At 58.2% G+C, this 16,976-nt stretch carries 20 protein-coding genes; 19 read left to right on the forward strand and 1 reads right to left on the reverse strand.

The window, feature by feature from the left end; genetic code table 11:
* Position 1 precedes the first annotated feature (1 nt).
* The 6 genes from ACTF5F_RS01945 (at position 2) to ACTF5F_RS01970 (ending at position 4,572) form a co-directional block, all read left to right on the forward strand.
* Positions 2-349: an FAD-dependent oxidoreductase gene (locus ACTF5F_RS01945; RefSeq protein ID WP_438955196.1), complete on the forward strand. Its 348-nt coding sequence runs from the start codon at positions 2-4 to the stop codon at positions 347-349.
* Positions 297-1,193 (forward strand): NAD(P)/FAD-dependent oxidoreductase, encoded by an 897-nt coding sequence (locus ACTF5F_RS01950; protein WP_438955197.1) that lies wholly within the window; start codon positions 297-299, stop codon positions 1,191-1,193. The genes ACTF5F_RS01945 and ACTF5F_RS01950 overlap by 53 nt, the downstream gene beginning before the upstream one ends.
* Before the next feature lie 108 nt (positions 1,194-1,301).
* Entirely contained in the window at positions 1,302-2,531 is a 1,230-nt protein-coding gene (locus tag ACTF5F_RS01955) for an MFS transporter (protein WP_438955198.1), read from the forward strand.
* Positions 2,532-2,586: 55 nt separating this feature from the next.
* On the forward strand, positions 2,587-3,237 hold the full coding sequence (gene msrA / locus ACTF5F_RS01960; RefSeq protein WP_438955199.1) for a peptide-methionine (S)-S-oxide reductase MsrA: 651 nt from the start codon (positions 2,587-2,589) through the stop codon (positions 3,235-3,237).
* Between the two features lie 58 nt (positions 3,238-3,295).
* Positions 3,296-4,171: a 50S ribosomal protein L11 methyltransferase gene (locus ACTF5F_RS01965; protein WP_438955200.1), complete on the forward strand. Its 876-nt coding sequence runs from the start codon at positions 3,296-3,298 to the stop codon at positions 4,169-4,171.
* A 98-nt stretch (positions 4,172-4,269) separates the two neighbouring features.
* The gene (locus ACTF5F_RS01970) at positions 4,270-4,572 is read left to right on the forward strand and encodes a hypothetical protein (RefSeq protein ID WP_438955201.1); all 303 of its coding nucleotides are present in this window, start codon (positions 4,270-4,272) and stop codon (positions 4,570-4,572) included.
* Positions 4,573-4,719: 147 nt separating this feature from the next.
* On the opposite strand, the gene ACTF5F_RS01975 is transcribed toward ACTF5F_RS01970, so the two are convergent.
* On the reverse strand, positions 4,720-4,920 hold the full coding sequence (locus ACTF5F_RS01975) for a DUF1127 domain-containing protein (protein WP_438955202.1): 201 nt from the start codon (positions 4,918-4,920) through the stop codon (positions 4,720-4,722).
* Positions 4,921-5,204: 284 nt separating this feature from the next.
* Here ACTF5F_RS01975 and ruvC point away from each other — a divergent pair, with 284 nt between their 5' ends.
* The 13 genes from ruvC to ftsH all read left to right on the forward strand — a co-directional run bounded on the left by ruvC (position 5,205) and on the right by ftsH (position 16,946).
* Entirely contained in the window at positions 5,205-5,711 is a 507-nt protein-coding gene (ruvC, locus tag ACTF5F_RS01980; protein WP_438955203.1) for a crossover junction endodeoxyribonuclease RuvC, read from the forward strand.
* Positions 5,708-6,367 (forward strand): Holliday junction branch migration protein RuvA, encoded by a 660-nt coding sequence (ruvA, locus tag ACTF5F_RS01985; protein WP_438955204.1) that lies wholly within the window; start codon positions 5,708-5,710, stop codon positions 6,365-6,367. Before ruvC ends, ruvA begins: the two co-directional genes overlap by 4 nt.
* 9 nt (positions 6,368-6,376) lie before the next feature.
* The gene (gene ruvB / locus ACTF5F_RS01990) at positions 6,377-7,396 is read left to right on the forward strand and encodes a Holliday junction branch migration DNA helicase RuvB (protein WP_438955205.1); all 1,020 of its coding nucleotides are present in this window, start codon (positions 6,377-6,379) and stop codon (positions 7,394-7,396) included.
* A gap of 45 nt (positions 7,397-7,441) precedes the next feature.
* Entirely contained in the window at positions 7,442-8,068 is a 627-nt protein-coding gene (locus ACTF5F_RS01995) for a hypothetical protein (RefSeq protein ID WP_438955206.1), read from the forward strand.
* Positions 8,065-8,454, forward strand: a complete 390-nt coding sequence (ybgC, locus tag ACTF5F_RS02000; protein ID WP_438955207.1) for a tol-pal system-associated acyl-CoA thioesterase — start codon at positions 8,065-8,067, stop codon at positions 8,452-8,454. Before ACTF5F_RS01995 ends, ybgC begins: the two co-directional genes overlap by 4 nt.
* A gap of 112 nt (positions 8,455-8,566) precedes the next feature.
* Positions 8,567-9,241, forward strand: a complete 675-nt coding sequence (gene tolQ / locus ACTF5F_RS02005) for a protein TolQ (RefSeq protein WP_438955208.1) — start codon at positions 8,567-8,569, stop codon at positions 9,239-9,241.
* Between the two features lie 2 nt (positions 9,242-9,243).
* Complete coding sequence (locus ACTF5F_RS02010) at positions 9,244-9,723, forward strand: ExbD/TolR family protein (protein WP_438955209.1); 480 nt, start codon at positions 9,244-9,246, stop codon at positions 9,721-9,723.
* 3 nt (positions 9,724-9,726) lie between these two features.
* Positions 9,727-10,833: an energy transducer TonB gene (locus tag ACTF5F_RS02015; RefSeq protein WP_438955210.1), complete on the forward strand. Its 1,107-nt coding sequence runs from the start codon at positions 9,727-9,729 to the stop codon at positions 10,831-10,833.
* 109 nt (positions 10,834-10,942) lie between these two features.
* On the forward strand, positions 10,943-12,262 hold the full coding sequence (tolB, locus tag ACTF5F_RS02020) for a Tol-Pal system beta propeller repeat protein TolB (RefSeq protein ID WP_438955211.1): 1,320 nt from the start codon (positions 10,943-10,945) through the stop codon (positions 12,260-12,262).
* A gap of 69 nt (positions 12,263-12,331) precedes the next feature.
* A complete protein-coding gene (gene pal, locus ACTF5F_RS02025; RefSeq protein ID WP_438955212.1) occupies positions 12,332-12,847 on the forward strand; it encodes a peptidoglycan-associated lipoprotein Pal in 516 nt (171 codons plus the stop codon).
* Positions 12,848-12,857: 10 nt separating this feature from the next.
* The gene (gene ybgF, locus ACTF5F_RS02030) at positions 12,858-13,679 is read left to right on the forward strand and encodes a tol-pal system protein YbgF (protein WP_438955213.1); all 822 of its coding nucleotides are present in this window, start codon (positions 12,858-12,860) and stop codon (positions 13,677-13,679) included.
* Positions 13,676-14,932: a tRNA lysidine(34) synthetase TilS gene (tilS, locus tag ACTF5F_RS02035; RefSeq protein ID WP_438955214.1), complete on the forward strand. Its 1,257-nt coding sequence runs from the start codon at positions 13,676-13,678 to the stop codon at positions 14,930-14,932. The genes ybgF and tilS overlap by 4 nt, the downstream gene beginning before the upstream one ends.
* An 88-nt stretch (positions 14,933-15,020) precedes the next feature.
* A complete protein-coding gene (gene ftsH / locus ACTF5F_RS02040; RefSeq protein WP_438955215.1) occupies positions 15,021-16,946 on the forward strand; it encodes an ATP-dependent zinc metalloprotease FtsH in 1,926 nt (641 codons plus the stop codon).
* The last annotated feature ends 30 nt before the right edge of the window (positions 16,947-16,976 follow it).

Below are 16,976 nucleotides of genomic sequence, written 5' to 3' on the forward strand. Positions count from 1 at the left end.
CATGTCAGACCTACCATACGTCGTCATTATCGGAGCGGGGTTTTGGGGGCTTTCAGCGGCAAAGACGCTGGCCCAAGCACCCGTACGGGTGACGCTGATCGACAAACAGAACCACCACCTTTTCCAGCCGCTCCTGTATCAAGTGGCCACCGCTGCGCTCACCCCTGCTGACATTGCGGTGCCGGTGCGGTGGATTTTGCGCAAACAAAAGAACGCGCCGGTGGTGATGGATCGCGTGGTGGATGTGGATGCGGTGGCTCAGGTTGTTGTTACCGAGAGTGGCCAACGGATTGGCTATGATACGCTCATCATCGCGACAGGGGCGCGGCACAGCTATTTTTGGCAATGACGCTTGGGCCGAGGATGCGCCGGGATTGAAAACCTTGGATGACGCGCTGAACCTGCGGGAGAAGATCCTGACCGCATTTGAACGCGCGGAACTGGCGATGGGTGCTGATCCTGAGATAGCGAAGCGGCTGCATGCCTTTGTTGTGATTGGCGCAGGCCCAACAGGGGTCGAAACGGCTGGCGCGATCGCGGAACTGGCCCAATCGATGGCGCGGGATTTACGGAACATTCGGGCCGAGGATACCAAGGTTTTGCTGCTAGAAGGCGGGCCGCGAGTATTGCAGTCTTTCAAAGACAAGCTGTCCTGTCGGGCGGAGGCGGACTTGCAGGCGCTGGGCGTTGAGGTGCGCACCAATACGATGGTGACGGATATCAAGTACGGGCGATTGCAAACCTCCACCGGAGAGGTTTTGGCCAAAACCGTGGTTTGGGCGGCGGGCGTGCAAGCCTCCCCAGCCGCGCGGTGGTTGGGGCTTGAAGCCGGTCGCAGCGGGCATGTGTTTGTGGATACGACCTTGAGGGCCGAAGGGTTTGAGAACGTCTATGTCATCGGTGACACCGCGGACCGGATGGAGGGGGACGGCCCCGTGCCTGGTATTGCGCCTGTGGCGAAACAGATGGGCGTCTATGTCGGCAAGCGCATCGCGGCAGAGGTGCGCGGCGCGGCGTTCGACAAACCGTTCCGCTATTCCGATGCAGGCGCATTGGCAACGATTGTGCGCAACAAGGCGCTCGCAGATATTTTTGGTCTGCGGGTCACAGGCTTTATTGGCTGGATTCTGTGGGGTGCTGCCCACGTCTATTTCTTGATCGGGATCAAGAACCGGCTTTTCGTCACGCTTTAACGGATTTGGTCTTGTGTGACGTGGCAGAGCGGTGTGCGGCTTATCATGCAGCGCAGCGACTGACGATTCCCCCTCGCATCCGTCTGGGAACAGGCGTAAGCGGGGGTCATGCAGATCGTAAAATTGACAGAGGCCCGCAAGTTTCCCTGGTGGCGCAGCCCCATCGCGTTCCTAGTGCTGGCTGCAATCGCGATGCCTGTGGCGTTCAACACGTGGTCGGCGCTGCTCAATAACTTCGTCATTGAAGCCGCAAATTTCGACGGCTCTGACATTGGCTGGCTCCATACGGTGCGGGAGATACCGGGGTTCCTGGCGGTTGGTGTCATCGCGATCCTGCTTTTCATGCGGGAGCAGGTTTTGGGGGTCGTCTCCCTCTTTGTGCTGGGATTGGCGACGGCTCTGACCTCCTATTTCCCATCGATGGCGGGGATTTTGACGCTGACGATGCTGTCCTCCATCGGGTTTCATTATTACGAGACGGTCAATCAGTCGCTCCAGTTGCAGTGGATTGAGAAATCCCACGCGCCGCAGGTGATTGGCTGGCTGACAGCGGTGGGGTCAGCGGCGACCTTTGTGGCTTATGTACTGATCGTGCTGACGTGGAAGACCTATGATCTGAGCTACACGACGGTTTATTGGGCGGGTGGCGGTGTCACTATGGCCCTAGCGATCTACATGTACGTGTCCTTCCCCCAGTTTGAGGCCCCGCATCCGCAGCGCAAGCAGTTGATCCTGCGCAAGCGCTATTGGCTCTATTATCTGATGCAGTTCATGGCGGGGGCGCGGCGGCAGATTTTTGTCGTGTTCGCGGGCTTCATGATGGTGGAGCGGTTTGGTTTTGCGGTGCATGAGATCACGCAGCTCTATCTCATCAACCTTGTGGTGACGATTGTGGTAGCCCCCATGCTCGGTAAAGCTGTCGCTGTGTTTGGGGAGCGGCGGGCGCTCTTGTTCGAATACGCAGGGCTGGTGGCTGTATTCCTTGCATATGGAGGGGTGTTCTATTTCGGCTGGGGCGTGATGATCGCGGCCGCGCTCTATATCCTCGACCATATCTTCTTTGCGCTGGCCTTGGCGTTGAAGACCTATTTCCAGAAAATTGCTGATCCTGAGGATATCGCGCCGACGGCGGCCGTGGCCTTTACCATCAACCACATCGCGGCGGTCTTACTGCCTGCGATGCTTGGCTATTTATGGTTGGTGTCACCGGGCATGGTCTTCATTGTTGCGGCGTCGATGGCGGCGGTTTCGTTCTTGTTGGCATTGCTGATCCCGCGCCATCCGGAGCCGGGTTTTGAAACAATTCTCTCACGCAAGCGTGTAGCGGCGGCAGAGTAGAAACCACGGCCCCTGCGCCCTATATCTGTGGAAACTAAACAGAATGGAGACGCCCATGTTTTTCATGTCATCTGCAAAGTCCGAAATGGTTCAGCCTGACGCCGCCCTTCCAGGTCGTGCGATGGCAATCCCGACGGCGCAGAACCATTTCGTTTATGGCACGCCTTTGACGGCGGACGTGCCTGCGGGTCATGAGGTTGCGATGTTTGGCATGGGCTGTTTCTGGGGCGTCGAACGGATGTTTTGGAAGCTTGAGGGCCTCACATCCACGATGGTGGGTTATGCGGGTGGCTATACGCCGAATGCGACATATGAAGAGGTTTGCACGGGCAAGACCGGCCATAATGAGGTGGTTCGTGTCGTCTATGCCCCAAGCGTTATCACTTATGACGATCTTTTGCGGGTGTTTTGGGAAGGGCATGACCCGACCCAAGGTATGCGGCAGGGCAATGACTGTGGGACGCAGTATCGATCTGGCATTTACACCTATTCTGATGAACAGGCCGCGGCGGCTGAGGCGTCCAAGACCGGATTTGAGCTACGGCTAAAGTCGGCAGGCTACGGCGTGGTGACGACAGAGATCATTCCGGTCCCGGAGTTCTATTTTGCTGAGGAGTATCATCAGCAGTATCTCGCGAAGAACCCCAACGGCTATTGCGGGATTGGCGGAACAGGTGTGACTTGCCCTATTGGAACTGGCGCATAGCATTGTGGTTTTGACCCGCGCAGGCTAACTGAGGGGCGCAACTTTGAGGCGCCCCCCGATGCCAACATTTACAGCACTGACAACACTGACTGGTCGTGAGAAGGCTCATGCCTTGGGCGACGCTTTGGAGGCATTGCAGCCTGAACCAACGGGTGTGGGCGTGTTCGAGGTGGAGGATGGGTCCGGCGTTTGGGAAGTGGGTGCTTATTTTACCGAAACACCGGATCAAGCAGGGCTCGCCATTCTGGCGACGATGCATGACGCGAAGCCCTTCGCCGTTTCAGAACTGCCGGAGCAAGACTGGGTCGCAAAGGTGCGCCGCGAGTTGGCACCGGTCGAGGCTGGCCGTTTCTTCGTCTATGGCAGTCATGACACTGATAAGTTGCCCGGAGACCGAATCCCGCTGCTGATTGAGGCGGCGATGGCCTTTGGCACGGGGCATCACGGGACGACATTAGGGTGCCTGCGCGCGTTTGATGCGTTGTTGGAAACAGGATTTGTGCCCCAGAACGCCATTGATGTTGGATGCGGTACGGCCGTGCTGGCAATGGCCGCAGCGCATGTGTCACCCAATGTGGTGCTGGCCAGCGACATCGATCCTGTGGCCGTTGACGTAGCGTCAGCAAATGTGGCGGCAAACGGGCTGACGGGCCGTGTGATAAGTTTGGTGGCGATGGGCATGGATGATGCTGCAATCCAATCTGCCGCGCCGTTCGACCTCATCTTCGCCAATATATTAAAGGGTCCACTGATCGCGCTCGCCCCAGATTTGGCGAAGGCGACAGAGGACGGAGGCTTCGTGATTCTATCGGGGATTTTGAACGAGCAAGCCGACGAAGTGATCGACGTTTATACCCGGAATGGGTTCAATCTTATCGAGCGCCAGATGATTGTTGACTGGACCACGCTGTGCATGCGCAGGAATGGTGCGTAATCGTCCAATTTGAACAGTGTTTTCAGCATTTGTCCAAATGTTGACAAATTCTTTAGGGCATACTGTCCAGCACATGTGGCAATGTGGGAGCAAAAGTAATGTCGGTCGTTCAAACACCTTTTAACAAACGCTTGCGCAAGATTTTTCGTGATTACCAGCGCATGAGCCAAGGCGCCACACATGTGATGCGCGCGGATGGTTTGGTCGTTGCGCAACCACGACTTTACAACCTACGTTTCCCACTGCGCGGTATTCTCTTGATTGTTGGCGCAGCGAACTTCTTCAAAGCTTTCATCCTCGCCACATTGGGCAACTTTGTCTACAGTGAGAAGATTGCAACCTTTGCTGAAGGGTCTGCGGTTGAGCGTTTGGGTGATGCAGCCAGATTTTATTACTGTTGAAACGGCGCAGTTTATGAACGGGATCGGCCTTTAAATCCATCAGACCCCACCACGATGAAACGCCCTGTCGGACAGGGCGTTTTTTTGAGAAAAGGTCGCCCTGCAAAGGTGCATCGCGGCCTTTTGGTTTGGGGTCGAAGGGCTGTCTTAGACTTTTGTGATGTCTTTGATGTCGCCGTAACACAGGCCGATGTCTTCCAACTCACGGACTGTGAGTTTGTAGAGCGCTTTGCGTGTTGCGCGCGCGTCTTTCAGCGCAATCAGATATGCGAAAGCGTCTGAAAATAGGCGTGTGACACGACCAGTAGACGAAAAGGTGACAGAACGGTTGGTATCAAAAGCGGCCATTGCCTCACTCCTATATTTGTGGTGCGACGCTTGTGGCCGCGGTTTCTTTTTCAAGGGGCGACCTATGCCACTGACCGGGGTTTCACCATTGCTATTTGGTCATGCCCAGTATGCGTCTTCAGAATGCCTAATTTTTGAGCGAGCATTGCCCCAAAGCCCTTAGATTGCTTGGCTTTTGCGATGCGGGATTTGGAAGGATTCGCGCGGGTGTGGCATTCAGCTTGGATTATGTTCGCGTTTTGTGCTAACCGTTGCGCAACAACAAGAACGAGCAGGGGGCGCGGATGCGCGTTTTGGGAATTGACCCCGGATTGCGGAACATGGGCTGGGGCGTGATTGACGTCTCAGGCAGCCGGATTACGCATGTGGCCAATGGCGTCTGTCATGGCGTGGGGGTGGAGCTTGGCGACCGCCTGTTGGCGCTGTTTGAGGCGCTGGGCGATGTGTTGCACACCTATCAGCCGGAGACGGCGGCGGTTGAACAAACCTTCGTCAACAAGGACGGGGCGGGGACGCTGAAACTGGGCCAAGCGCGCGGGATCGCGATGCTGGCACTGTCGCAGGCGGGCTTGCCGATTGGGGAGTATGCCCCGAATGCGGTGAAGAAAGCCGTCGTGGGTGTAGGCCATGCGGATAAAAACCAGATCGCCCATATGGTGAAGATGCAGTTGCCGGGGGTGAAGATCTTCGGCGCGGACGCCGCTGACGCCTTAGCGATTGCGATTTGCCATGCGCATCACGCGCAATCGGCAGGTTGTTTGGATCAAGCCTTGGCAAAGGCCAGCGCATGATCGGGAAAATCGCCGGACGGCTGGAATACCGCGCGGAAGATCACGTACTGATCGACGTGCGAGGTGTCGGCTATATCGTCTATGTCTCAAGCCGCGTGATGGCGGGGTTGCCCAGCAATGGGGAGGCCATAGTGCTTTATACCGATTTGCTGGTCCGGGAAGATAACCTTCAGATTTTCGGCTTCACGACACTGGTGGAGAAAGAGTGGCATCGGTTGCTGATGTCCGTGCAGGGCATTGGTGCGAAGGCATCCATGGCGATCTTGGGGACATTGGGGGCCGATGGGGTCAGCCGTGCGATAGCGCTGGGCGATTGGAACGCGATTGCGAAAGCCAAAGGCGTTGGTCCAAAAACAGCGCAGCGGGTGTCGATCGAATTGAAAGACAAAGCGCCAAGCGTCATGGCGATGGGCGGCACAGTGGCCGAAGCTCTAGGCGATGATGCTGTTTTAGAACAGTTGGAGGCCGCGCGGCCCATGCCAAGCGCCCCGAAAGCCAACCCCGCGCAGGCGGAGGCTTTGTCTGCCTTGGTCAACCTTGGATACGCGCCCGGTGAGGCGGCGAGTGCTGTGGCTGAGGCAGTGGGCGCTGACCCAGACGCGGACACATCTGCCCTTATTCGCGCTGCCTTGAAGCTTTTGGCGCCGAAAGGGTAAGGGATGGATATGTCCGAACCTGATCCGACCCTCCGGCCAGAGCGCCAAGCCGAAGACGCAGACCGCGCATTGCGTCCGCAGTCGCTGGATGAGTTCATCGGTCAAAAAGATGCCCGCGCCAACCTCAATGTCTTTATTGAAAGCGCCAAGCGGCGGGGGGAGGCGATGGATCACGCACTGTTCCACGGCCCGCCCGGTTTGGGTAAGACGACGCTGGCGCAAATCATGGCACGGGAGTTGGGCGTGAATTTCCGCATGACCTCTGGCCCTGTGTTGGCGAAGGCGGGTGATCTAGCGGCGATCCTGACGAACCTTGAAGCGCGCGATGTGCTCTTTATTGATGAAATCCACCGTTTGAATCCAGCGGTGGAAGAGGTGCTTTATCCCGCGCTGGAAGATTTTGAGTTGGACCTTGTGATTGGCGAAGGGCCAGCCGCACGGACCGTGCGGATTGAGTTGCAACCCTTCACCTTGGTGGGTGCGACGACGCGGCTTGGCTTGCTGACAACACCGCTGCGGGATCGGTTTGGCATCCCGACGCGGCTTGAGTTCTATGACGTTGACGAATTGCACGAAATCGTCACGCGCGGGGCGCGGTTGATGGGTGCGCCTGCCGATGACGCAGGCGCGCGGGAGATTGCAAAGCGCGCACGCGGCACGCCGCGGATTGCGGGACGATTGCTCCGCCGTGTTGTCGACTTTGCAGTGGTTGAGGGCGATGGCCGCGTGACGCAAGCGATTGCTGACCTTGCCTTGACGCGGTTGGGTGTCGATCATTTGGGTCTGGATAACGCGGACCGGAGGTATCTGCGCTTGATCGCCGAAAGCTACGTCGGCGGTCCGGTGGGGGTAGAGACGATGTCAGCCGCCCTGTCGGAAAGCCGTGACGCGCTGGAAGAGGTGATCGAGCCTTATCTGTTGCAAAAGGGCCTGATTCAGCGCACACCCCGCGGACGGATGCTGGCCCAAGCGGCGTGGACCCATTTGGGGATTGCCCCGCCTAAAGGCCAAAGCGAACTGTTTGAATAAGGGATCGCCGGTTTGTGGTGATCTGAACGTCGAAGGCCCTGCGCAATGCTCACGGACAAAGACATCGCTGCCTATTTCACACGCAAGGATGGGACATACCTTTGCGCCCGTTGGGGGCGGCCGATTGCGCCGGTTGTTTTTGGCGTGGATGAGAAAAGCCTTGAGGTCTTTAAAGCCGCGATTGAGGCGTTAACGGTCCTTGCCAATCACAAGATGGCGGAGACGGACCCAGAGCTGGGTGCCAACCTCATGGTCTTTTTCTGCAAGGATTGGTCTGTACTGGGGGAGGTACCACACCTCGATAAGCTGGTGCCTGACCTGCAAATCCTGATCAAACGGCTGATCAAATCTGATGCCAACCAATACCGCATCTTTCGGTTTGAGGAGGATGGCGCGATCAAGGCCGCGTTCGTGTTTCTGCGGCTGGATGAGCATATGGCTAACGCCACGGCAGACACAATAGCGCTGAGCCAAGCGACACAGACCATCCTGCTGTGGTCCGACACCGCGTTCATAGATGCCTCACCTTTGGGGATTGTTGAGAATAAAGCCGTACTGAAACCAGATATAGCGGACATCATTCGTACGGCCTATGATCCGTCCTTGCCCGCTGTGGCCCAAGACCCCAGCCATGCGATGCGGATGGCGGCCCGATTGTTGGTGCGCCAATGACCCATCGATTGCCAGTGCGCGTCTATTACGAGGACACCGACATGGGTGGGATCGTCTATTACGCCAACTACCTGAAATATATTGAACGCAGCCGCTCCACCTTAGTGGGGGAGTTGGGGCTCGACCAGAAGAAGATGAAGGACGAGGACGCGATCGTCTTCGTCGTGGTGCGGGTTGAGGCGGACTATCTACGCCCTGCGCGGCTGGATGACGAGTTAGAGATTGTGACGACCCATCATGCGGCGTCCCCGATGCGCTGGGTTTTTGATCAGGACGTGATGCGTGGCGACGAACTGTTGTTCCGTGCTAAGGTCACAGCCGTGTGCATGACGACAGAGGGTAAGCCTGTGCGGCTTCCGGCGGAACTTCGCGCAAAACTGACGTAAGATTTCGGCCCATTTCAGCATTGTGACCGCTTCTTTCATTCCTTTTCATCGCAGACTGGTTTAGTTTTGCCGCAACAGAGCCCTAAAATCGGGCCGTAGACAGAGCAGGCAAATGGAAGCAGCAACCGACTTTACCATGTGGGCGCTATTCGCGCGCGCCACATTGACCGTGAAAATCGTGATGATCATGCTGATCTTTGCATCGTTTTGGTGCTGGGCTGTGATCATCGACAAACTCCGCCAGTACCGCAAAGCCCGCCGCGATGCGGAGATTTTTGATATGGCGTTTTGGTCGGGGGAGCCTCTGGACGGGCTTTACGACCAGATCGGGGCCAACCCGCGCGGTGCGTCAGAAACGATCTTTGCCGCAGGTATGATGGAATGGCGGCGTAGTCACCGACAGGATGGGGAGCTGATTGCCGGTGCCCATGCGCGGATCGACAGGTCGATGGATTTGGCGATTGCCAAAGAAGCGGGGCTTTTGCAAAAAGGTTTGCCTGTGTTGGCGACCGTTGGATCAACCGCGCCTTTTGTTGGTCTATTCGGGACGGTCTGGGGCATCATGAACGCTTTTATCGAGATTGCGGAGCAGCAGAACACCAACCTTGCCGTCGTCGCCCCCGGTATTGCAGAGGCGTTGTTAGCCACCGGTCTTGGTCTTTTGGCCGCGATCCCGGCGGTTGTGTTCTACAACAAACTCTCTGCTGACAGTGACAGCGTGATTGCGGGCTATGAGGCTTTCGCCGACGAATTCTCCACCATCCTCAGCCGCCAGTTGGACAGCTAGGGATGGGAGCCGGTATCATGAAATCATCTGGCGGCGGGGGCGGCAGACGGCGCCGCCGCAGTGCCACGCGCACCCCCCCGATGTCGGAGATCAACGTCACGCCGTTCGTCGATGTGATGCTCGTGCTGCTCATCATCTTTATGGTGGCCGCACCCTTGCTGACGGTCGGGGTGCCCGTGCAAATGCCGGAGACGGCGGCGAACGCGCTACCGACCGATCAGGAAGAACCGTTGACTGTGAGCATTCAGGCTGATGGCAGTCTGGCCATACAGAACACGGAGATTTCCGAAGGTGAGTTGATCACACATCTTCGCGCAATTGCAGCGGAGCGGGACAGTGACCGGATATTTCTGCGTGCAGATGGGGCCAACGATTGGACTCGTGTGGCTCAGGTCATGGGTGCGCTGGATGCGGCTGGCTTTTCCAACATCGGGCTTGTGACCGACATTGGCGGGCCGACCTTCACCGGGTCTGACGGGTAAGGCATGCGCTCTCTCGGGGCTTACATTTCGGGCATCGGACACACCGGCCTTGTGCTTTGGCTGATCTTGGGCTGGGGGCTTGAGGCCGACCCGCTTCCGGTTGAAGTGTCAGATGTCAGCGTAATTTCAGGCGAAGACTACGCCGCTTTGGTGCGGGCAACTTCTCCCAATCCTGGGGTGGAGGAGCCCGACAGCCTGACCCAGCCCGTGATTGATGAGCCTCCTATAGCGCCGGAGCCCGAAGTGGAGCTAGAGCCGTTGCCCGTGCCGGACATAGTCGAGCCGCCAGTGGAAGAAACACCGCCTCCAGACGCGCCCGAACCGCCTGCGCCTGTCGCAGATGTGACCAATGAGGTACCGGAATTGCCGTCGCCTGATGTGGAAGAGCAGCTGGAGATTTCCGAAGAGATCGTGACGGACACGCCCAACGCGGCGCCCGCGCAGGTGATTGCACCCAGTCAGGTGCCGCAGCCAGAAAGAGATGCGCCTGTGTCAGTGGACACGACGCCTGCCGTGCGGCCAGAGGAGCCGGTGGATGAGGTGCCGGTAGAGGAGCCGGAGCAGACGACGTCGGCGGAAGACACAGCGCAGACCACATCGGTTGAGAATGTCGAGGTGTCGGGCGCAGTGGAGAAATCCGTGCGGCCTGCCGCCCGCCCCAGCCGCCCGACGCTGGAGCCAGATCCCGAACCGGTTGAAGCCGCAACGCCGACCGAAGCGCCTGACAGCACAGATGCCATCAATGACCTCATCGCGGGTGTCGTGGGTGACGATGCAGCGGTGGACGAAGGGCCGCCAATGACGGGATCGGAGCGGGATGCGTTCCGCTTGGCCGTGAACCGCTGTTGGGTTGTCGATACAGGCGCCGCGTCCGCCAATGTGACCGTCGAAGTGGGCTTTTCCCTGTCGCGCAACGGCAAAGTTGAGAGTGGTCTGACCCTGATTTCCGCGACCGGTGGCGATAGTGCTGCGCAACGGGCCGCGTTTGAGGCGGCGCGGCGGGCGATCTTGAGATGTCAGAGCGGGGGGTACGATCTGCCCGCCGACAAATACGGACAATGGAAAGACGTGGTGATCACCTTTGACCCGACAGGGATGCGTCTGAGGTGATAGAAGTCGCAATAAGATGCGCAAGTTTTAGCTTTCCCTTCTGGGAGTTTGGCTTTTTTGCGTAAGGATGAAACCACCGGGTAAAAATCCGGGCAGAAAGGACAAGACTATGTTGAAGCGGTTGTTGAGCATTTTCGTGATGTGCCTGTTCGCAGGGCTGGCATCGGCGCAAAGCGGGCCTTTGCGAATTGAAATCACTGACGGTGTGATAGAGCCGCTGCCATTCGCGCTTCCCACTTTTCAGGCTGAAACGGTAGGGGCAGAGGGTGTTGCGGCCGATATCGGTCGGCTTGTGTCGCAGGATTTGGTCAACACGGGGCTCTTTCGCGCCATTTCCCCTGATGCGTTTATCAGCACACCTGCGTCCTTCTCGGCGTCCATTGCTTTTGCTGATTGGCGCGCGATCAATGCGCAGGCGTTGATCACCGGCGCGGTGGCGGTCAGCGGCGATCAGGTGATCGTGAAATTCCGCCTCTACGACGTGTTCGCTGGTGAAGAGCTGGGCGATGGCTTGCAGCTCGTGGGCACTGTGCAGGGCTGGCGGCGTTTGGGTCACAAGGTGGCTGATGCGGTCTACAGCCGGGTCACGGGTGAGGGCGGCTATTTCGACAGCCGCGTTGTCTTTATTGCGGAGAGTGGCCCCAAGGATAACCGGCAAAAGCGCGTGGCGATCATGGATTATGACGGGGCCAATGTGCAGTATCTAACGGATGTAGGCTCCATCGTTTTGGCGCCGCGGTTTTCCCCCACCGGCGACCGCGTGCTTTACACCAGCTACGCCTCCGGCTTTCCGCGCATCAACGTGCTTGATGTGGCCAATGTAGGGCGTCGGGAGTTGAGCACCGCCCCGGGGGAGATGTCATTCTCCCCACGGTTCTCACGCGATGGGTCGAAGGTGATCTATAGCCTGATCAATGGCGGCAACACTGACCTCTTCATGACGGATTTGGGCAGCGGGCAGCATATCCGGCTGACTTCCGCCCCGTCTATTGAAACCGCGCCGAGCTTTAGCCCAGATGGGTCGCAGATCGTCTTTGAAAGCGACCGGTCTGGTACGCAGCAGCTTTACATCATGTCGGCCAGCGGTGGGGAGCCGCGCAGGATTTCCTTTGGCCAAGGGCGCTATGGCAGCCCCGTCTGGTCGCCGCGCGGGGATCAGATCGCCTTCACCAATCAGGAGAGTGGGCGTTTTCACATTGGTGTGATGCGCACCGATGGATCGGAGGAGCGGTTGCTTTCGACCTCCTTCTTAGACGAAAGCCCGACGTGGAGCCCGAACGGTCGTGTGATCATGTTTATGCGCGAAACGCAGGGTGCTGGTGGGACGGCCTCGCTCTATAGTATCGACATCGCGGGGCGCACGCAGCCGCGCCAAGTGCTGCTGGAAAGCGGTGCATCTGACCCTTCATGGGGACCTTTACAGCCTTGAATCATGGCTCTGCATCAGTGATGGTTCATTCCAACACCCAACGAAAACGACAAAAAGCGGTAGGACAGGATGATTTCAACAAGAACAACAACGGCGCTATTGTTGATCGCCACTTTGGCCACGACGGCCTGTACACGGCCAGATCGCTTTGGCGGTGGCGGGGCCAATGGTGCGGGTGTCACGGACAACAGTGCGCTGACTGGCGCGGCGGATCCAACTAGCCCGCAGTATTTCTCCCAAACCATTGGGGACCGCGTTTTGTTCGCTGTGGATCAGTCGACGTTGACGGCTGCAGGTCAGGCGACGCTGGATGGGCAGGCCAACTGGCTGATGATCAACACCGATTATCTGGCCATCATTGAAGGCCATGCGGATGAGCAGGGCACGCGGGAATACAACGTCGCCCTGGGTGCGCGTCGTGCCAATGCTGTTCGGGAATATCTAATCTCCCGTGGGGTTGAGGGGTCACGCCTGCGTACGATTTCCTACGGCAAGGAGCGTCCGGTCGAGGTCTGCTCTGACGAGAGCTGCTATTCCCAGAATCGCCGCGCTGTGACAATCATCTCTGCAGCTGGATTGAGCTAAAGGGAAATTGATGGTGCTGCAGTTAACTCTTGCTTGTGTTTTGGCGCTTGCTGCGCCCTCTGTCTCCTTCGCGCAGGGTGAGACGTTGGCCGATATTCGGCAGCAGCTTTCCGTGCTTTACGTGGAGATCCAAAAGCTACGGGGGGAGCTGTCGACCACGGGCGAATTAACGACCGGCGTGGCGGGGAACACCCCGCTTGATCGGTTGAACGCGATTGAAGAGCAATTGCAACGCCTGACGTCCAAGTCTGAAGAGCTGGAGTTTCGGATCAATCGCATCACTGTTGATGGTACCAACCGCATCGGTGATCTGGAGTTCCGTCTGTGCGAGTTGGAAGAAGGCTGCGACATCGGCCAATTAGGAGACACGCCCTTCTTGGGCGGCATCGACAACGAAGTCAGCGTGCCAGCGGCGGACGGGTCGAACGATACTGGCGGCCCGGCTGTGGCCGTCGGTGAGCAAGCTGATTTTGACGGTGCGCAACAGGCGCTGGCCTCCGGCGATTTCCGTGGAGCAATCGAACAGCTGACAGCCTTCAATGCGGCTTATCCTGGCTCATCTTTGGCGGCACGCGCGGCCTTGTTGCGCGGTCAGGCGTTGGAAGGTGTGGGCGAGATGACCAACGCAGCGCGCGCCTATTTAGAGAGCTTTTCAGGCGATCCGACAGGGTCCGTCGCACCAGAAGCGCTTTACAAGCTGGGCTTTTCACTGGGCGCTTTGGGACAGACGCAAGACGCTTGCCTGACTTTGGGCGAGGTGGAAATCCGCTTCCCTGGCACGGATGCGGTGCTTGAGGCGCAGTCCAGCATGCGGAACTTCGGCTGTCAGTGACGGATCAGACGTCGATTGAAGTGCGTGTCTTAAAGACGCTCGAAACCATCCCTCAGATTTCGTTAGAAACCGCGCGGTTTGGTCTTGCTGTTTCGGGCGGTGGGGACTCTGTCGCGATGCTGCATTTGATGGCGGGCGTCGTCGGGCCGCGCCGATTGTCGGTGATGTGCGTCAATCATGGCTTGCGGCCTGAGGCGGGGGAGGAAGTCGCGCTCGTCGAGGCACAATGCGCCGGGCTCGGCATCGCGTTTGACGCTCGCGAGTGGCGGTATGACGGCACGGGGAACCTGCAAGCAGCTGCGCGGGCCGGTCGGTGGGATGTTCTGCGGGCTTGGGTGGAAGAGCAGGCGTTTGATGCCGTTTTGATGGGGCATACGGCGGATGACGAGGTTGAGACGTTCCTGATGCGTCTGTCACGCGGGTCCGGTGTGGATGGACTGTCTGGGATGAAGGTGGCAACCATGCGCGATGGTGTGCGCATTGTCCGGCCACTGCTGCAATGCGGGCGGGCGGAGTTGCGAGACTGGTTGACGGCGCGCGAGATTGTTTGGGCCAATGATCCGTCGAATGATGATGACAGCTATGACCGCGTGAAGGCCCGCAAGATGCTGGATCACTTGGCAGAGCTTGGCCTGACGCAAAAGCGGGTTTTGCAGACTGTCGCGCATATGGCGGATGCGGCGGCGATTGTGGACCGCGCGATGCTGGGGTTTGTCAAGAACCATGTGGTTCAGGAACAGGGAGACTTGGTTTTTACAACGGCCTTTGAGAGCCAAGCAGACAAAGCGCTGTTGCAACGGATCTTGGTCGCGGGTCTGCAATGGGTTTCCGGCACTGCGTACAAGCCACGGCTTGAGAGTGTGCGGGACAGCTTCGCGTCTGCGCTCAATCGACAGGTGGTGACTTTGGCGGGCTGCGTGCTGATCCCTGAGGGTGGAAAGCTGCGATTGACGCGCGAGTTGCGGGCCTGTGAAAGCAGGGTCAGCCCGCATGAAACGGGTGAAACCTCATGGGATCGGCGCTGGTTGGTTGTGGGGCCTGAGGGCAACGCAAACGTGATCAAAGCCGTGGGTGAGGCGGGTCTGGCGCAGTGCCCCGACTGGCGCGATGCCGGATTGCCCCGCAAATCCGCGATGGCCACGCCCGCAATTTGGTTGGATGAGACCCTTATTGCCGCCCCAATTCTTGGATACGGCACGGGCTGGTCGGCACGAATTGTCGCGGATTTTGCTGATTGGCTGGTTACGCATTGAAGATCGCGCGGAAGCCTCTATTTTAAGGGAAACTGTTTCGCGCCCATGAGTGGCGCTTCGCTATTTCCTCTGATGAAGGAGTGTCGCCTTGGTCAACGCACGTAATGTCGTCTTTTGGGTCGTATTGTTCGTCCTCTTGTTGGCGCTGTTTAACCTCTTTAACAGCAGTAGCGCGACCGGCGCATCTAACGCACGGTCATATTCTGATTTTGTCGAGGCGGTGGACAACAATGAAGTCGCGCAGGTGGAGCTGGATGGTGAGCAGGTGCGCTATCGCGGCACCAACAACCAAAACTATGTGACCATCAAGCCGGAAGATGCGGCGATCACCGATCTGCTGATCACAAAGGGCATCCCTGTGACGGTCGAAAGCCAAGAGCAATCCGGCCTTCAGACGTTCCTAGTGGGTCTTTTGCCGTTTATCCTGCTGATCGGCGTCTGGATTTACTTCATGAACCGCATGCAAGGCGGTGGCCGTGGCGGGGCGATGGGCTTTGGCAAATCCAAAGCGAAATTGCTGACCGAAAAGCAAGGCCGCGTGACGTTTGACGACGTTGCGGGCATCGATGAAGCCAAGGAAGAGCTTGAAGAAGTGGTCGAGTTCCTGCGCAACCCGCAGAAATTCTCACGCCTTGGTGGCAAGATTCCAAAAGGTGCGCTGCTTGAGGGCCCTCCCGGTACCGGTAAGACGCTTTTGGCCCGTGCCATCGCGGGTGAGGCGGGTGTGCCGTTCTTCACCATCTCTGGCTCTGACTTTGTCGAAATGTTCGTGGGTGTGGGTGCGTCCCGTGTCCGTGACATGTTTGAACAGGCCAAGAAGAACGCGCCATGCATCGTATTTATTGACGAAATTGACGCCGTGGGCCGGTCCCGTGGCGCAGGCTATGGCGGTGGCAACGACGAACGGGAGCAGACGCTGAACCAGCTTCTGGTTGAGATGGATGGTTTTGAGGCCAATGAAGGCGTCATCATTATCGCGGCAACCAACCGGAAAGACGTTTTGGACCCTGCGCTGTTGCGTCCGGGCCGCTTCGACCGTCAGGTCACGGTAGGCAACCCAGACATCAAAGGGCGCGAAAAGATCTTGGGCGTGCATGCGCGCAAGACACCGCTTGGCCCAGATGTGGATCTGCGGATTATCGCACGCGGTACGCCAGGCTTCTCTGGTGCGGACCTTGCCAACCTCGTGAATGAGGCGGCCTTGGGCGCGGCCCGTGTTGGACGCCGCTTTGTTGCGATGGTCGATTTCGAACAGGCGAAAGATAAAATCCTGATGGGGGCAGAGCGCCGGAGCATGGTGCTGACCCAAGACCAGAAGGAAAAGACAGCCTACCACGAAGCGGGCCACGCCATCGTTGGCATGGCGCTTGAGAAGTGTGATCCGGTCTACAAAGCCACGATCATCCCGCGCGGCGGTGCCTTGGGGATGGTGATGAGCTTGCCTGAAATGGACAAGCTGCAGATGTTCAAGGACGAAGCGCACCAAAAGATCGCAATGACCATGGCGGGCAAAGCCGCAGAGATCATCAAGTATGGCGAGGAAAGCGTGTCTTCCGGTCCTGTGGGCGACATCATGCAAGCGTCGCAATTGGCGCGGGCTATGGTGATGCGCTACGGCATGTCTGACAAAGTGGGCAACGTCGACTATCAGGAAGCGGCGGCCGGCTATCAGGCCAATGGTGGTGCGGGTGGCTTCTCCATTTCTGCGGGTACTAAGGAGCTGATCGAGGAAGAAGTGAAGCGCTTCATTGATGAAGGCTACGAGCTCGCCTACAAAATCCTGACTGAAAAGAACGAAGAGTTCGAGCGTCTGGCGCAGGGCTTGTTGGAATATGAAACGCTGACAGGCGACGAGATTGAGCGCGTCGTGCGCGGTGACCCGCCGCATGTGGATGAGGATGAGGACGACAACAAGCCTGACTCCGGCAGTGCGCCAAGCCTGACCGCGGTTCCAAAGACCATGCCGAAGAAGCCACGCGCCTCTGATGGCGGGATGGAGCCAGAACCAACCTAAGATCGCAAAGCCGCCCCACGGGGCGGCTTT

This window comes from Cognatiyoonia sp. (assembly GCF_965661665.1).
Taxonomy (GTDB): domain Bacteria; phylum Pseudomonadota; class Alphaproteobacteria; order Rhodobacterales; family Rhodobacteraceae; genus Cognatiyoonia.

Coding starts and splice junctions, on each gene's coding strand:
- ACTF5F_RS01945 (WP_438955196.1), top strand. CDS start 2: ATGTCAGACCTACCATACGTCGTCATTATCGGAGCGGGGTTTTGGGGG.
- ACTF5F_RS01950 (WP_438955197.1), top strand. CDS start 297: ATGATACGCTCATCATCGCGACAGGGGCGCGGCACAGCTATTTTTGGC.
- ACTF5F_RS01955 (WP_438955198.1), top strand. CDS start 1,302: ATGCAGATCGTAAAATTGACAGAGGCCCGCAAGTTTCCCTGGTGGCGC.
- msrA (WP_438955199.1), top strand. CDS start 2,587: ATGTTTTTCATGTCATCTGCAAAGTCCGAAATGGTTCAGCCTGACGCC.
- ACTF5F_RS01965 (WP_438955200.1), top strand. CDS start 3,296: ATGCCAACATTTACAGCACTGACAACACTGACTGGTCGTGAGAAGGCT.
- ACTF5F_RS01970 (WP_438955201.1), top strand. CDS start 4,270: ATGTCGGTCGTTCAAACACCTTTTAACAAACGCTTGCGCAAGATTTTT.
- ACTF5F_RS01975 (WP_438955202.1), bottom strand. CDS start 4,920: ATGGCCGCTTTTGATACCAACCGTTCTGTCACCTTTTCGTCTACTGGT.
- ruvC (WP_438955203.1), top strand. CDS start 5,205: ATGCGCGTTTTGGGAATTGACCCCGGATTGCGGAACATGGGCTGGGGC.
- ruvA (WP_438955204.1), top strand. CDS start 5,708: ATGATCGGGAAAATCGCCGGACGGCTGGAATACCGCGCGGAAGATCAC.
- ruvB (WP_438955205.1), top strand. CDS start 6,377: ATGTCCGAACCTGATCCGACCCTCCGGCCAGAGCGCCAAGCCGAAGAC.
- ACTF5F_RS01995 (WP_438955206.1), top strand. CDS start 7,442: ATGCTCACGGACAAAGACATCGCTGCCTATTTCACACGCAAGGATGGG.
- ybgC (WP_438955207.1), top strand. CDS start 8,065: ATGACCCATCGATTGCCAGTGCGCGTCTATTACGAGGACACCGACATG.
- tolQ (WP_438955208.1), top strand. CDS start 8,567: ATGGAAGCAGCAACCGACTTTACCATGTGGGCGCTATTCGCGCGCGCC.
- ACTF5F_RS02010 (WP_438955209.1), top strand. CDS start 9,244: ATGGGAGCCGGTATCATGAAATCATCTGGCGGCGGGGGCGGCAGACGG.
- ACTF5F_RS02015 (WP_438955210.1), top strand. CDS start 9,727: ATGCGCTCTCTCGGGGCTTACATTTCGGGCATCGGACACACCGGCCTT.
- tolB (WP_438955211.1), top strand. CDS start 10,943: ATGTTGAAGCGGTTGTTGAGCATTTTCGTGATGTGCCTGTTCGCAGGG.
- pal (WP_438955212.1), top strand. CDS start 12,332: ATGATTTCAACAAGAACAACAACGGCGCTATTGTTGATCGCCACTTTG.
- ybgF (WP_438955213.1), top strand. CDS start 12,858: ATGGTGCTGCAGTTAACTCTTGCTTGTGTTTTGGCGCTTGCTGCGCCC.